Genomic DNA, 14,656 nt, shown 5'->3' on the forward strand with positions numbered 1-14,656 from the left:
AGGGAGAGGATCACGCATCGATGACGGAAGGGGACGACACCATGGCCGGTGAACTGCGCGGAAGGACCGTCGCGTTCCTGGTGGCGCCCGAGGGCGTCGAGCAGGTGGAGCTGACCGAGCCCTGGCGGGAGATGGAGGAGGCCGGCGCGACGCCCAGGCTGATCTCCACCGACTCGGGGAGCGTGCAGGCGTTCGACCATCTCGACAAGGCCGACACCTTCGAGGTGGACGCCACGGTGGCGGACTCCGACCCCGCCGATTTCGACGCGCTGGTCCTGCCGGGAGGGGTGGCCAACCCCGACTTCCTGCGGATGGAGCCCAAGGCCGTGGAGTTCGCCAAGGCGTTCTTCACCGCCGGCAAGCCGGTGGCGGTGATCTGCCACGGCCCGTGGACGCTGGTCGAGGCCGACGTGGTGCGGGACCGGACCATCACCTCGTGGCCGAGCCTGCGGACCGATCTGCGCAACGCGGGCGCGCGGTGGGTCGACGAGGAGGTCGTCGTGGACGCCGACGGCCCCAACACCCTGGTCAGCAGTCGTCGGCCCGACGACCTGAAGGCGTTCTGCCAGGCGGCGGTGGAGGCGTTCCGCGCCTGACGGATCACGCTGCGCGAGCGATCCGGACCCCGGTCCGGACGATGGGGTGAATGTTCGGGTACGGCATGACGCACGAATTCCGTTACCGCTCGGTAACTACCTAGGGTTGTGCCTGTGACCCGTCGAGCGAAGATCGTCAGCACCATCGGACCCGCCTGCTCCGCGCCGGAGCAGATCCGCGCCCTCGTCGAGGCCGGCATCGACGTCGCCCGGCTCAACATGAGCCACGGCGACCACGCGGCCCACGAGGCGGTCTACCGCCGCCTGCGGGCCGCCTCCGACGCCACCGGCCACGGCGTGGGCATTCTGGCCGACCTCCAGGGCCCCAAGATCCGGGTCGGCCGGTTCGCCGAGGGCCCGGTGCGACTGACGTTCGACGACGAGTTCACCATCACCACCGAGGACGTCCCCGGCACCCGCCGCGAGGTCTCCACCACCTATCAGGGCCTGCCCGGCGACGTGGCCGCCGGCGACACCGTCCTGATCGACGACGGCCGGGTGGCGCTGGAGGTCGTGGAGGTCGACGGCCCCCGCGTCCGCACCCGGGTCGTCGTGGGCGGCATGGTCTCCGACAACAAGGGCCTCAACCTGCCGGGCGTGGCCGTCAGCGTGCCCGCCCTCACCGACAAGGACGAGACCGACCTGCGCTGGGCGCTGCGGCTCGGTGTGGACATGATCGCGCTGTCCTTCGTGCGCAGCGCCGCCGACGCCGAGATCTGCTACCGGATCATGGAGGAGGAGGGCCTGCGGGTCCCGCTGATCGCCAAGATCGAGAAGCCGCAGGCCGTGGACGCGCTCCCCGAGGTCGTGGCCGCCTTCGACGCCATCATGGTCGCCCGCGGCGACCTCGGCGTGGAGCTGCCGCTGGAGCAGGTCCCCATCGTCCAGAAGCGCGCCATCGAGCTGTGCCGCGAGAAGGCCCGCCCGGTCATCGTGGCCACCCAGATGCTGGAGTCGATGATCTCCTCGCCGCGGCCCACCCGCGCCGAGGCGTCCGACGTGGCCAACGCCATCTTCGAGGGCGCCGACGCCGTGATGCTGTCCGGCGAGACCAGCGTCGGTCAGTACCCGATCGAGTCCGTCGAGACCATGGGCCGCATCGCGCTGGCCGCCGAGCGCGACTCGCTGCGCGCCTCCCACTCCCTGGAACGGGTCCCCGAGACCGTCGGCGGCGCCATCGCCCGCGCCGCCGCCGAGGTCGGCGCCATCGTCGGGGCCAAGGCCCTGGTCGCGTTCACGATGTCCGGCGAGACCGCCCGCCGGCTGTCGCGCTACCGCTCCCCGATCCCGCTGCTGGCCTTCACCTCGGTGCAGGCCACCCGCAGCCAACTCGCGCTGGTGTGGGGGGTGGAGACCTTCATCGTCCCGCACGTCGACCACACCGACGCCATGGTGCGCCAGGTCGAGCAGGCCCTGCTGGAGATCGGCCGCTGCCAGAAGGGCGACCGCGTCGTGATCGTCGCCGGCTCGCCCCCCGGCACCCCGGGCTCCACCAACGCCCTGCGCGTCCACCGCATCGGCGACGCCATCGCCCACGCGATGCGCCACTGATCGACGCCCCCGACCCGGGGCCCACGACCCCGCCCGTTCCGGGTGTCGGCCCGGAGCACCCTCAGGCGCGTACGCGGTGGAAGCGCCCTGCCACCGCGCACGCGCCTGAACGCGTTCCGCCCCTCAACGAAGAGACCGCCACCCGTGGGAACGGAGTGGCGGTGCGGAGGTGCCCCGAGTGGGATTCGAACCCACACTTGACGGTGTTTGAGACCGCTCTCTCTGCCGATTGGAGTATCGGGGCGCGCGCACGAGCATGCGACCGGGCCCGCCGCGGGGCGCTCGGTACACCTCGGCGAGCCCTAGGGTACCGGGTCCCGGTAGTCTCGTGCGCGTGACGGAGAGCGCGCGACGAGTTGTGATCGCTGAGGACGAGGCCCTGATCCGCCTGGACCTCAAGGAGATGCTGCAGGAGGACGGGTACGAGGTCGTCGGCGAGGCCGGTGACGGCGAGACCGCCGTTCGGCTGGCCGGAGAGCTCCGACCCGACCTGGTGATCCTGGACGTGAAGATGCCCGTCCTGGACGGGATCTCCGCCGCCGAGCGCATCTCCGCGGAGCGGATCGCGCCGGTCGTCATCCTGACCGCCTTCTCCCAACGGGAGCTGGTCAAGCGGGCGACGGACGCCGGGGCGATGGCGTACCTCGTCAAGCCGTTCACCAAGACCGACCTGGTGCCGGCCATCGAGATGGCGGTCAGCCGGTACGAGGAGATCCGCGCGCTGGAGGCCGAGGTCGGCACCCTGACCGAGCGGCTGGAGACCCGCAAGGTGGTCGACCGGGCCAAGGGGCTGCTCCAGGAGGCCAACGGCTGGAGCGAGCCGCAGGCGTTCCGCTGGATCCAGAAGACCTCCATGGACCGGCGGCTGACCATGCGCGCGGTGGCCGACGCGGTGGTCGCCGGAGCGCTCGGCAAGGACGGCGCGCAGGCTGCGGGCCGGCCCGGCGAGGACGCCGCGGGCGCCGCCGACGGCGCCGGCGGATGACCCGGACGGGTGTCGTCCGGCCTTGTGAGGCGGGCGTCCGGCCGGTTGCACAGGGTAGCCATTCGGGCTGCTAGCTGGCTTTTGTTGGCCACGGAGCTGTAACGAACCAGTAACCCTTCTGTCCGGGAGTGCTGAACTGTGACGTGGGGTCGGTGTACTACGGAGCAGGTCCCGGGTGACCGTTTTCTCCGGCTGAGGGAGCGGAACACCCCCGGGACGTGACTTGTACCCGATCCCCCTCCGGATCTGGACTGAAAGGTTGGCGACCCTTGCGGCTCAACAAGATTCGCTTCGGCGCGATCGCCGCGGCCGCGGCACTCGCGCTCGGCGGCCTCTCTGCCTGCGGCGGCGACGACGGCGGCGGGTCCGGCGACACCCTGAACATCGGCTTCATGGGTGACCTGTCCGGTCCGGACTCGGCCATCGTGATCCCGCCCCGGCAGGGCGCGCAGTTGGCGATCGACCAGTACAACGCGACGAACCCCCCCAAGAAGATCAAGCTCATCCCCTACGACACCCAGGGCAAGGAGGAGCAGGCCGCGCAGTTGGCGCCCAAGGCGATCAAGGACGACAAGATCGTCGCCATGATCGGCCCGGCCTTCTCCGGCGAGTCCCTGGCGGTCGACGCCCTCCTCGAGCAGGGCAAGGTCGCCAACATCACCCCGTCGGCGACCAACCCGGACCTGTCCAAGAAGGGCTGGAAGTTCTGGCACCGCCTGGTGGCGACCGACGCCGCCCAGGGCGCCCAGGTCGCCGAGGCCATGATCAAGGCCAAGTCGCCCAAGACCGCCTACGTCATCAACGGCAAGAAGCCGTACAGCGTCGGCATCGGCGACCACGCCTTCAACGCCTTCAAGGCCAAGGGCGTCAACGTCCAGCGTGACCAGATCGACGAGACCGCCCCGGACTACTCCTCGACGGTCACCAAGGTCAAGTCCGCCAACCCGGACGTCATCTTCTACGGCGGCTACTACTCCGAGGGCGGCAAGCTCCTCAAGCAGTTGCGCGACGGCGGCGTGACCGCGCTGTGGGCCTCCGGCGACGGCTCGCTGGACGCCAAGCTGGTCGAGGGCGCGGGCGCCAAGCAGGCCGAGAACGCCGTGCTGGCCTGCCCCTGCTTCATCCCGTTCGGCGAGCAGACCGACGCCACGCTGGTCAAGTTCGTCGCCGACTACAAGGCCAAGAACAACAACACCGCCCCGGCGATCTACTCCACCGAGGGCTACGACGCCGCCACGGCTCTGGTCTCCGCCATCAAGGCGGGCAACGTGACCGGCGAGAAGATCAACGAGTTCCTCAAGACCTACGACGTCAAGGGCGTCTCCAAGCAGGTCAAGTGGGGCCCCGACGGTGAGCTGGCCACCACCACGATCCACCTGTACCAGGTGCAGGGCGGGTCCATCAAGTGGCTCGGCACCGCGGACCAGGCCCAGCTCAAGGGCTGACGGCGCAGGCTGCCACCAGGTGACGGCGCAGAGGCGGGAGCGCGGACCGCGCTCCCGCCTCTGTCGCTAGGGCGGCACCGCTGCCGCCCCCGTCTTGAAGGCGATCCCCACATTGTTGAACGACTTCATCACCCAGTTTCCGCAGTCCACGGTCGGCGGACTCACCGTCGGGGCCATCTACGCGCTGATCGCGCTCGGCTACACGATGGTCTACGGCGTCCTGCGCCTGATCAACTTCGCCCACTCCGAGATCTTCATGATCGGCACGTTCGGCGCGCTGTTCGTCGTCACCCAGGTCGTCGGGGTCACCGCCCCGCTGTCCGGGTTGGCGCTGGTCGGCATGCTGCTCCTGCTGTTGACGGTCGCGATGGCGGCCTCCGGCGGCGCGGCCGTGGCGCTGGAGTACATCGCCTATCGGCCGCTGCGCCGGCGGGGCGCGACCCGGCTGGCCGCGCTGATCTCGGCGATCGGCGCCTCGTTCTTCCTGCAGGAGCTGTTCGCGCTGCAGGTCATCCCGCCGCTGTTCGACCGGCCGGAGGGACGCAACCAGCTCGGCGTGCCGCGCATCGTCGAGAAGGACACGCTGTTCACCATCGGTGACGCCGCGGTGCGCACCGACCATGTGATCGTCATCGTGGCCGCGGTGGCCATGATGATCGCGCTGGACCAGTTCGTCAGCCGAACCAAGATCGGCCGTGGCATCCGGGCCACCGCCCAGGACCCGGAGACCGCGGTGCTGATGGGCGTCAACATCGACACCATCGTGCGGACCACGTTCCTGCTGGGCGGCGCGATGGCCGGGGTGGCCGCCACCCTGTACATCGTGGAATTCGAGATCACCCAGTACAACATCGGGTTCATTCTGGGCATCAAGGCGTTCACGGCCGCGGTGCTCGGCGGCATCGGCAACCTGCGCGGCGCGCTGCTCGGCGGGTTCGCGTTGGGCCTGATCGAGAACTGGGGCGCGATCTTCTTCGGGTCCGACTGGAAGGACGTGATCGCCTTCACCGTTCTCGTGATCATCCTCATGTTCCGTCCCACCGGCATCCTCGGTGAGTCCCTGCAGCAGGCGCGCGCATGAACCTCAATCGAGCCCTCGCACCCGTGTCCCAGATCTCGGACCTGATCCGCGACCGCTGGGCGGACGCCCCCTGGTTCGCCCGATGGATCGTGTACGCGGCCGTGGTCCTGTTCGCGGTCTTCGTGCTCCCCAGCGAGTCCATGGCGCCGATCATGTCGCCGCACACCGACTGGGTGACCACGCTGTGGAACCCGATCGGCCTGTACATCCTGCTGGCGCTCGGCCTGAACATCGTCGTCGGGCAGGCGGGCCTGCTGGACCTCGGCTACGTGGCGTTCTTCGCGATCGGCGCCTACAGCGTCGGCGTGCTGGGCGGCCTGCACGGCTGGCCGTTCTGGTGGACGGTGCTGGCGGCGCTGCTGTTGGCGGCGGTGTCCGGGATCGTCCTCGGGGCGCCCACCCTGCGGCTGCGCGGCGACTACCTCGCCATCGTGACGCTGGGCTTCGGCGAGATCATCCGGATCGTCGCCCGCAACACCACGGCGATCGGGGACTCGCGCGGCATCTCCGACCTGCCCCGTCCACCCGACATGTTCGGGCTGACCTTCGTGGCGGTGCTGGACGCCAGCGCGTTCTACTATCTGATCCTGACGATGATCATCCTGGTGATCATCGTGTCGGTGCGGCTGAACAAGAGCCGCGTCGGTCGGGCGTGGGCGGCCATCCGCGAGGACGAGGACGCCGCCGAGCTGATGGGCGTGCCGACCTTCCGGTTCAAGCTGCTGGCGTTCTTCGTCGGCGCGATGATCGGCGGGCTCGCGGGCACCGGCCAGATGGGCGGCACGACCGGGTTCATCCAGCCCGAGCAGTTCACCTTCATCCTGTCGGCGACGATCCTGGTCTGCGTGGTCTTCGGCGGATCGGGCAACATTCCGGGCGTGATCCTGGGCGCGTTCATCATCGCGTGGCTGCCCGAGCGGTTCCGCGGCCTTCAGGAGTACCGCTACATGGCGTTCGGCGCGGTGCTGGTGGCGATGATGATCTTGCGCCCCGAGGGCCTGCTGCCGTCGCGGCGGCGCAAGGCCGAGCTCCAGGAGGGCACCGGCGGCATGGGCTCCCTGGGCGCCGAGGTCGCGACGCCCGCAGGACACGAGGAGGTCTCCAAGTGAGCCACGCGAGCGACGTGACGCCGGAGAAGTCGACCGGCGGCCCGATGCTGGAGCTGCGGGGGGTGACGATGCGGTTCGGCGGCGTCGTCGCGCTGCGCGATCTGCGGCTCACGGTCGACCCGGGGGAGATCTTCGCGCTGATCGGGCCGAACGGGGCCGGCAAGACCACGGTGTTCAACGTGACCACCGGCGTCTACCGGCCCACGGAGGGCGCCGTGTTCTTCGAGGGCCGGCAGATCAGCGGCATGAAGCGCTTCAAGGTCACCAAGACCGGAGTCGCCCGGACGTTCCAGAACATCCGGCTGTTCCACAACATGTCGGTGCTGGAGAACGTCATGGTGGGTGCCGACGCGCACCATCGGACCGGGGCGGTCGGCGCGATCCTGGGGCTGCCGTGGCACTACCGCGAGGAGCGGCGGGGCCGGGAGGTGGCCCGGGAGCTGCTGGAGTTCGTCGGCATCGGCAACCGCTGGCACGAGACCGCCAAGAACCTGCCGTACGGCGACCAGCGGCGGCTGGAGATCGCCCGCGCGCTGGCCACGCAGCCCCGGCTGCTGCTGCTGGACGAGCCCGCGGCGGGGATGAACCCGGCCGAGAAGGTGGCCCTGCAGGAGCTGATCCGAAAGATCCGCGACACCGGCCGCACCGTGCTGCTGATCGAGCACGACATGGGCCTGGTGATGGACATCAGCGACCGGATCGCGGTGCTGGACTTCGGTCAGAAGATCGCCGAGGGGCTGCCCCGGGAGATCCAGAGCGACCCGAAGGTGATCGAGGCGTACTTGGGGGCCCCCGCCGATGCTTCTTGAGATCCAGGACATCCGTGTCCACTACGGCAAGATCGAGGCGCTCAAGGGCCTGTCCCTGGAGGTCGCCGAGGGCGAGATCGTCAGCCTGATCGGCGCGAACGGGGCCGGTAAGAGCACCACGCTCAAGACCATCTCCGGGCTGCGTCCGCTCTCCTCGGGCCGGGTGCTGTTCGACGGCAGGGACATCAGCAAGATGCCCGGCCACAAGCGCGTGGTCCTCGGCATCGGGCAGTCGCCCGAGGGCCGTGGGATCTTCCCCGGCATGACCGTCGAGGAGAACCTCCACATGGGCGCCTACGCCCGCAAGGGGGACGTCACCAAGGAACTCGACGAGGTGTACGGGCTGTTCCCCCGGCTGGCCGAGCGCAAGAAGCAGGCCGGCGGCACCATGTCGGGCGGCGAGCAGCAGATGCTGGCCATCGGCCGGGCGCTGATGACCAAGCCGAAGGTGCTGCTGCTCGACGAGCCGTCGATGGGCCTGGCGCCGATGCTGATCCAGCAGATCTTCCAGATCATCGAGGAGATCAACCGGCGGGGCACGACGGTCCTGGTGGTGGAGCAGAACGCCCAGCAGGCGCTCCAGCTCGCCCACCGCGCGTACGTGCTGGAGACGGGGCGGATCGTCAAGAGCGCCCCCGCCTCCGAACTGCTGGCCGATCCGCAGGTCCGCGCCGCCTACCTGGGCGGCGACCTGGCCGTGGACACCCCTCCCGCCGACTCGCCGGAGCCCGAGGAGGCCCAGGCGGATCTCGACAAGGGAGACGTTCGCAAGGACTGAACGACGCAGGCAACGTCCGTTCGAACGGCAACGAACGGCAACCACCCACGTCCGCACCGCGACCCCCACGTCCGAACGGCAACCCCCAAGTTCGAATCGCAACCCTCGCGTTCGAACCGCGACCCCACGTCCGAACCGCAACCCTCACGTTCGAACGGCAACCCTCACGCTCGAACCGCAACCACCAAGTCTGAACCGCAACCAGGCGGGGGTTTCGCCCGGTCCTTCAGGCGGACGGCCCGGAGCGCCAGCGGAGGGCCGTCCGCCTGAAGATCTCAAGACCGGGCGCGGGGGGCGTGGGGGGTCGCCCCCCCACATCAATAAAAGGTCCCCCCCACATCAAAACAAGAGAGACGTCCCCTCGACGTCCTTGAGGTCGGTGAGGGTGGAGCCGCCGTACAGGGTCATCGCCGTGGGCCTGGCCCCCGTCGGGATGTCGTACCAGATGTCGAACTCGACGCGTACGGCGGCGCCCGCGTCGAACTTCTGCGGCTGCCGTTTGATCAACATGGCGTTCAGGTCGGGCCGGTGGGAGGCGCCGTCGGCGGTGCGGAGCCGCTGTTTCATGACGTCCACCAGGGCCGTGGTGCGCCCGTTGTTGACCAGGATGAGCCGGATGCGCACGAACTGGCCCTTCTCGGCCTTGACGTCGGCGTGGCTCCCGGCGAGTTCCGGCAGTCCGGTGGTGATCCCGATGACGGTGAACGAGGTGTCCCCGTCCACGGCGGTCACGGGCCGTACGGCCTTCTCGTCGGGGCGTGCCGTCCGGGCGGGGAGGAGGTACGTGGCGGCGGGCGCCGCGCCGTCGCCGTCCCCGTCGTCGCCGGAGCACCCGGTGAGCAGGGACGCCAGGAGCAGGAGGCCTGTCGCGGGCACGAGCGAGCGCATGCGCGCGACGGTAGGCGACGACGGCCGGGCTCGGGAATCGCGCGACCCGTATCGCAATTCAACCGCAACCACCGAACCCGGTTGACCGGTGCCCCTCCCGGGGGTCGCCCGGTGTGCGGGAGACGCGGATCCGGGGCCGCCTTTGGGGCCGTACACCCCTTCCCCGGACGTACGTTGTCTACTCAGCGGCCCCGGATCCTCTGTGACAACGCTAGCGACGCATGGGCCCCACATGCAAAGGATGTCCTCTTTGTGCAGGTAGGTCGTTCGCCGTTCGGTTCGGTGGAAGGTGCGGTCAACCGGTCGGGAGGTCTCGGAGCATGCAGGTCAGCCGGGCGGTGCAGACCCTCCGGTCCGCCTCGTCCGTGATCACGATGTCGTAGGTCGCGAGCGTGCGCCCGCCGTGCACCCGGGTGGCGACGCCGGTGACGTACCCGTCCGTCGCGGAGCGGTGGTGGGTGGCGTTGATCTCCACGCCCACCGCCATCCGCCCCTCGCCCGCGTGCAGGAACGCGCCCATGGAGCCGAGCGACTCGGCGAGCACGCAGGAGGCGCCGCCGTGCAGCAGCCCGAACGGCTGGGTGTTGCCCTTGACCGGCATCCGGCCGACGACCCGTTCGGCGGTGGCCTCCACGAACTCGATGCCCATGGTCGTGCCCAGGTCGCCCTGGGTGGGGGCGGGGGAGCCGTCCTGGGGGCCCGGGGGCGGGGCATCGGCGGATGCCCCGTGCTGGTCGGTCACTCATGCCTCCCTCAAACTGTCGTAACGGAAGGCTAGGCTCAATCCGTGGAGACGACAGCACCGACCCCTGACAACACCGACCGGCTTCTCCTGCTCGACGGACACTCGCTGGCCTACCGGGCGTTCTTCGCACTGCCGCTGGAGAACTTCTCGACGACCGACGGCCAGCCCACGAACGCGGTGTACGGCTTCACCTCGATGCTCATCAACGTGCTGCGCGACGAGCAGCCCACGCACATCGCGGTGGCCTTCGACCGGTCCGAGCCGACCTTCCGGCACGAGCAGTACGTGGAGTACAAGGCGGGCCGCACCAAGGCGCCCGACGAGTTCCGCAGCCAGGTCAGCCTGATCTTCGAGGTGCTGGACGCGCTGCGCATCCCCCGGCTGTCGGTGGCGGGCTTCGAGGCCGACGACATCATCGCCACGCTGGCCACGCAGGCCACCGCGCAGGGCATGGAGACGCTGATCGTCACCGGCGACCGCGACGCCTTCCAGCTCGTGAACGACAAGGTCACCGTGCTGTACCCGGTGCGCGGGGTCTCCGAGCTGACCCGCTACGACCCGGCGGCGGTGCTCACCAAGTACGGCGTCCCGCCCGAGCGCTACCGCGAGCTGGCGGCGCTGGTGGGGGAGACCAGCGACAACCTGCCGGGCGTCCCCGGCGTCGGGCCCAAGACCGCCGCCAAGTGGCTGACCGCCCACGGCGACCTCGACGGCCTCGTCGACGCCGCCGACCAGCTCAAGGGCAAGGCCGGCGCGAGTCTGCGCGAGCACCTGGGCCAGGTGCTGCGCAACCGGCAGATCAACAAGCTCGACTGCGAGGTCGCCCTCGACGCGGCCCCCCGCGAGCTGCGGATCGGCCAGTGGGACCGCGACGAGATCCACACCCTGTTCGACTCGCTGCAGTTCCGGGTGCTGCGCGAGCGGCTGTACTCCACCCTGTCGGCCGTCGAGCCCGAGGCCGAGGAGGGCTTCGACGTCGAGCTGTCCCGCCCCGACCCGGGCGAGCTGGAGGCGTGGCTGGCCGAGCACGCCGCCGCCCCGGGCGAACGGGTCGGCCTCGCCGTCACCGGCACCTGGGGCCGCGGCACCGGCGAGCTGACCGCGATCGCGCTGGCCACCGCCGGCGGCCCCGCCGTGTACCTCGACCCCGCCGAGCTGGTCGAGGCCGACGAGCGCGCCCTGGCGGCCTGGCTGGCCGACGCCAAGCGCCCCAAGGCCGTGCACGAGGCCAAGGGCCCGATGCTGGCCTTCGCCGCCCGCGGCATGACCCTCGACGGGGTCACCAGCGACACCGCGCTGGCCGCCTACCTGGCCATGCCCGGCCAGCGCACCTTCGACCTCGGCGACCTGGTGCTGCGCCACCTGCAGAAGGAGCTGCGCGGCGAGGCCGCCGCCGACGGTCAGCTCACCATCGACGGGTCCGCCGAGGCCGACGCCGCCGAGGACCTGGCCGTCCGCGCCCGCGCCGTGCTGGAGCTGGCCGACGATCTCGACCGCGTCCTGGAGGGCCGGGGCGCCGCCCGGCTGCTGCACGAGGTGGAGCTGCCGCTGGTCGGCGTGCTGGCCGAGATGGAACGCGCGGGCATCGCCGTCGACGCAGATCACTTCGCCGGGCTGTCGGCGTCCCTCGGCGGTCAGGTCAAGGAGTGCGAGCAGCGCGCCCACTCCGCCGTCGGCCACGAGTTCAACCTGGGCTCGCCCAAGCAGGTCCAGCAGGTGCTGTTCGACGAGCTGGGGCTGCCCAAGACCAAGCGCACCAAGACCGGCTACACCACCGACTCCGACGCGCTCACCGGCCTGCTCGCCAAGGACGGCCACCCGGTGCTGGAGCACATCCTGCGCTGGCGCGAGGTCGCCAAGCTCAAGAGCATCGTCGACTCGCTGATCCCGATGGCGGCCGAGGACGGCCGCATCCACACCACGTTCAACCAGATGGTGGCGGCCACCGGCCGGCTGTCGTCCACCGACCCCAACCTGCAGAACATCCCGATCCGCACGGCCGAGGGCCGGCAGATCCGCGAGGGCTTCGTGGTCGGCGACGGCTTCGAGTGCCTGCTGACGGCCGACTACAGCCAGATCGAGCTGCGCATCATGGCGCACCTGTCGGGCGACGAGGCGCTGCTCGAGGCGTTCACCTCGGGGGCCGACTTCCACACCATCACGGCCTCCCGCGTCTTCGACGTCCCCGCCGACCAGGTCGACTCCGAGCTGCGCGCCCGCATCAAGGCGATGAACTACGGCCTGGCCTACGGCCTGTCCCCGTTCGGCCTGGCCGGCCAGCTCAGCATCCCGCCGGAGGAGGCCCGCCTCCTCATGGACGAGTACTTCGAGCAGTTCGGCGGCGTCCGCGACTATCTGCGCGGCGTCGTCGACCGGGCCCGCCGCGACGGCTACACGCAGACCATCCTCGGCCGCCGCCGCTACCTGCCCGACCTCGACTCCGACAACCGTCAGCGCCGCGAGATGGCCGAGCGCATGGCCCTCAACGCGCCCATCCAGGGGTCCGCCGCCGACATCGTCAAGGTCGCCTCCCTGAACGTCGACCGCGCCCTGCGCGCCCACGGCCTCACCTCCCGGATGCTCCTCCAGGTCCACGACGAACTCGTCTTCGAGGTCGCCCCCGGCGAGCTGGACGAGCTGCAGTCCCTGGTCCGCGAGCAGATGGCCGGCGCCTACGACCTGCGCGCCCCCCTCGACGTCTCCATGGGCACCGGCCAAACCTGGCAGGACGCCGCCCACTGACCCTCCCCGACACCCCGCCCGCGGGGGTCAGGACGCTCCACCGCACGTCGCTGTGAACTCAGGGAGGTCCGACACCCGCCCGCAGGGTCACGGGGCTACGGCCTCCGCCGGCCGCGGCCGAGCCGACCGACACCCGCTCCAGGCTGTCACGGGGCTACGGCTTCCACCGGTCGCGGAGGGCCGACCGACACCTGTACGGGGGCTGTCACGGGACCGCGGCTTCCGCCGGTCGCGGCGACCGAGCACCCGCCCCGGGGGGCACGGGACTACGGCTTCCGCCGGTAGGGGACGAGCCGACCGACACCCGTACCGGGGCTGCCACGGAGTGCGGCTTCCGCCGTTCGCGGCCCAGCCGACCCACACCCGTACGGTGGCGGTCACGGGAATGTGGCTCCCGCCAGCCGCGGCGACCGGCAGCCGCTCCGGGCTGGCACGGGGCTACGGCTTCCGCCGGTTGGGGACGGATCGACCGACACCCGTACGGGGATGTCACGGGTCCTTGGCTTCCGCCGGTCGCGGCGACCGACACCCGCCTGCGGGGGGTCACGGGGGTGCGGGCTCCGCCGGTCGGGGACGGGCCGACCGACATCCGCCTGCGGGCGGGTCACGGGAATGTGGTGGGCGGTCCGGTGTTCGCGGAGGGGGCCGGAGCCGTACGCTGGGCGCGACCGTTGCGAAGATCGACGGGAGGGTCGTGCCGCCGCTGCACAAGCTCGCCGGAGTGCTGATCGTTCTGGCGGTGATCGTCGGTCTGGTCGCGCCCGACGCCGGGCCGGAACGGGACGCCGCCGCGACCTCTCGGGACGGGCCCGCCCCCGGCGACGGGGCCCGGGCCGGCGGGGCGACACCCGGGCGGACGCCGACGGGCGGACGGAGCGGCGGGCCGGGGCCGAGCGCCTCGCCGAGCGCCTCGCCGGTGCCGACGATCGGGGCGGCCTCGGCCGTGGCCCGGCAGGTGCGGGCGTACGAGCTGGGCCAGATCCCGGTGATCATGTATCACCGGATCGCGGCGGACGGCGCCGCGTCGCTGGACCGGACACCGGACGAGCTGCGGGACGAGCTGACCCGGCTGGCCGAGGAGGGCTACGCGCCCATCACCGCCGCCGAGTTCGCCCGGGGCCGGATCGACGTGCCGGCCGGGCGGCATCCCGTGGTGCTGACCTTCGACGACGGGACCCCCGGGCACTTCGCGCTCGACGAGCGGGGCGTCCCTCGGCCCGACACCGCGGTCGGCGTCCTGCTGGACGTCGCGCGCCGGCATCCCGGGTTCCGGCCGGTGGCGACGTTCTACGTCAACGACGACCCGTTCCGGCTCGGCGACCGGGCCGCCGACGGGTTGCGCTGGCTGCTGCGCAACGGGTTCGAGATCGGCAACCACACGCTGACGCACGCCGACCTGTCCCGCCTGTCCAAGGACGAGGTCCAGAAGGAGATCGCCGAGGACGAGGAGAGGATCCTGGCGCTCACCGGCACGCACACCACCACCCTGGCGTACCCGTTCGGCTCGGTGCCGCGCCGCAGCTCGTGGGCGCGGTCCAAGGAGGGCGCGTACGCGTTCCAGGGGATCTTCCTGGCCGGCTGGCGGCCGTCGGTGTCGCCCTTCCACCGGGATTTCGACCCGGAATCGATCATGCGGATCCGTTCCGAGGGTAAAATCAAGGAGAACGACTGCCGACGTTTCTGTTCGCAGGCCTGGCTGGAGTGGCTCCGCGACCACCCCGAGGAGCGTTACGTCTCCGATGGGGATCCGGGCACCGTGGCCTTCCCGGAGGCCCGTGGCGAGGGGCTGGCCGACCGTTACCGCGGTCTGGGCCGGGTCTACTAGACTGGAACGAAAGTGCATGGCGTGACTCGGGCCGGACCCGCAACCGCTCTGGATTGACCCCCGCCGCCATGTCCCATAAGCTGATCGCTGCGCTGTGGGCCT

At 70.7% G+C, this 14,656-nt stretch carries 12 protein-coding genes and 1 tRNA gene; 10 read left to right on the forward strand and 3 right to left on the reverse strand.

Annotated features, from left to right (window positions below; all coding sequences use genetic code 11):
* Positions 1-41: 41 nt before the first annotated feature.
* Positions 42-596: a type 1 glutamine amidotransferase domain-containing protein gene (locus DFJ69_RS26030; RefSeq protein ID WP_116026924.1), complete on the forward strand. Its 555-nt coding sequence runs from the start codon at positions 42-44 to the stop codon at positions 594-596.
* Between the two features lie 114 nt (positions 597-710).
* Positions 711-2,147 carry a pyruvate kinase gene (gene pyk / locus DFJ69_RS26035; protein WP_116025021.1) on the forward strand — a complete coding sequence of 479 codons (1,437 nt, stop codon included), beginning with the start codon at positions 711-713 and terminating at the stop codon, positions 2,145-2,147.
* 170 nt (positions 2,148-2,317) lie between these two features.
* Here pyk and DFJ69_RS26040 read toward each other — a convergent pair.
* A tRNA-Leu gene (locus DFJ69_RS26040) sits at positions 2,318-2,391 on the reverse strand.
* A 114-nt stretch (positions 2,392-2,505) separates the two neighbouring features.
* Here DFJ69_RS26040 and DFJ69_RS26045 point away from each other — a divergent pair.
* From DFJ69_RS26045 to DFJ69_RS26070, 6 genes are all read left to right on the forward strand, one after another.
* Entirely contained in the window at positions 2,506-3,132 is a 627-nt protein-coding gene (locus tag DFJ69_RS26045) for an ANTAR domain-containing response regulator (protein WP_245974580.1), read from the forward strand.
* Positions 3,133-3,401: 269 nt separating this feature from the next.
* Positions 3,402-4,577, forward strand: coding sequence for a branched-chain amino acid ABC transporter substrate-binding protein (locus DFJ69_RS26050; protein WP_211328758.1), 1,176 nt, complete (start codon positions 3,402-3,404; stop codon positions 4,575-4,577).
* A 115-nt stretch (positions 4,578-4,692) separates the two neighbouring features.
* Positions 4,693-5,658: a branched-chain amino acid ABC transporter permease gene (locus DFJ69_RS26055; RefSeq protein ID WP_342769883.1), complete on the forward strand. Its 966-nt coding sequence runs from the start codon at positions 4,693-4,695 to the stop codon at positions 5,656-5,658.
* The gene (locus DFJ69_RS26060) at positions 5,655-6,767 is read left to right on the forward strand and encodes a branched-chain amino acid ABC transporter permease (RefSeq protein ID WP_116025023.1); all 1,113 of its coding nucleotides are present in this window, start codon (positions 5,655-5,657) and stop codon (positions 6,765-6,767) included. The genes DFJ69_RS26055 and DFJ69_RS26060 overlap by 4 nt, the downstream gene beginning before the upstream one ends.
* A gap of 44 nt (positions 6,768-6,811) precedes the next feature.
* Positions 6,812-7,576, forward strand: coding sequence for an ABC transporter ATP-binding protein (locus DFJ69_RS26065; protein ID WP_116026926.1), 765 nt, complete (start codon positions 6,812-6,814; stop codon positions 7,574-7,576).
* Positions 7,566-8,354, forward strand: coding sequence for an ABC transporter ATP-binding protein (locus tag DFJ69_RS26070; RefSeq protein WP_116025024.1), 789 nt, complete (start codon positions 7,566-7,568; stop codon positions 8,352-8,354). The genes DFJ69_RS26065 and DFJ69_RS26070 overlap by 11 nt, the downstream gene beginning before the upstream one ends.
* A gap of 339 nt (positions 8,355-8,693) precedes the next feature.
* Here the strand turns inward: DFJ69_RS26070 and DFJ69_RS26075 are convergent, their stop codons facing one another.
* Together DFJ69_RS26075 and DFJ69_RS26080 are read right to left on the reverse strand one after the other, a co-directional pair.
* Positions 8,694-9,242, reverse strand: a complete 549-nt coding sequence (locus tag DFJ69_RS26075) for a DUF4352 domain-containing protein (protein WP_116025025.1) — start codon at positions 9,240-9,242, stop codon at positions 8,694-8,696.
* A gap of 295 nt (positions 9,243-9,537) precedes the next feature.
* Positions 9,538-9,903, reverse strand: a complete 366-nt coding sequence (locus DFJ69_RS26080; protein ID WP_245974783.1) for a hotdog fold thioesterase — start codon at positions 9,901-9,903, stop codon at positions 9,538-9,540.
* A gap of 126 nt (positions 9,904-10,029) precedes the next feature.
* On the opposite strand from DFJ69_RS26080, the gene polA reads away from it, so the two are divergent.
* Positions 10,030-12,729, forward strand: a complete 2,700-nt coding sequence (polA, locus tag DFJ69_RS26085; RefSeq protein WP_116025026.1) for a DNA polymerase I — start codon at positions 10,030-10,032, stop codon at positions 12,727-12,729.
* 694 nt (positions 12,730-13,423) lie between these two features.
* Entirely contained in the window at positions 13,424-14,554 is a 1,131-nt protein-coding gene (locus DFJ69_RS26090; protein ID WP_116025027.1) for a polysaccharide deacetylase family protein, read from the forward strand.
* The last annotated feature ends 102 nt before the right edge of the window (positions 14,555-14,656 follow it).

The organism is Thermomonospora umbrina (assembly GCF_003386555.1).
Lineage (GTDB): Bacteria > Actinomycetota > Actinomycetes > Streptosporangiales > Streptosporangiaceae > Thermomonospora > Thermomonospora umbrina.

Coding starts and splice junctions, on each gene's coding strand:
- DFJ69_RS26030 (WP_116026924.1), top strand. CDS start 42: ATGGCCGGTGAACTGCGCGGAAGGACCGTCGCGTTCCTGGTGGCGCCC.
- DFJ69_RS26060 (WP_116025023.1), top strand. CDS start 5,655: ATGAACCTCAATCGAGCCCTCGCACCCGTGTCCCAGATCTCGGACCTG.
- DFJ69_RS26065 (WP_116026926.1), top strand. CDS start 6,812: ATGCTGGAGCTGCGGGGGGTGACGATGCGGTTCGGCGGCGTCGTCGCG.
- DFJ69_RS26070 (WP_116025024.1), top strand. CDS start 7,566: ATGCTTCTTGAGATCCAGGACATCCGTGTCCACTACGGCAAGATCGAG.
- DFJ69_RS26075 (WP_116025025.1), bottom strand. CDS start 9,242: ATGCGCTCGCTCGTGCCCGCGACAGGCCTCCTGCTCCTGGCGTCCCTG.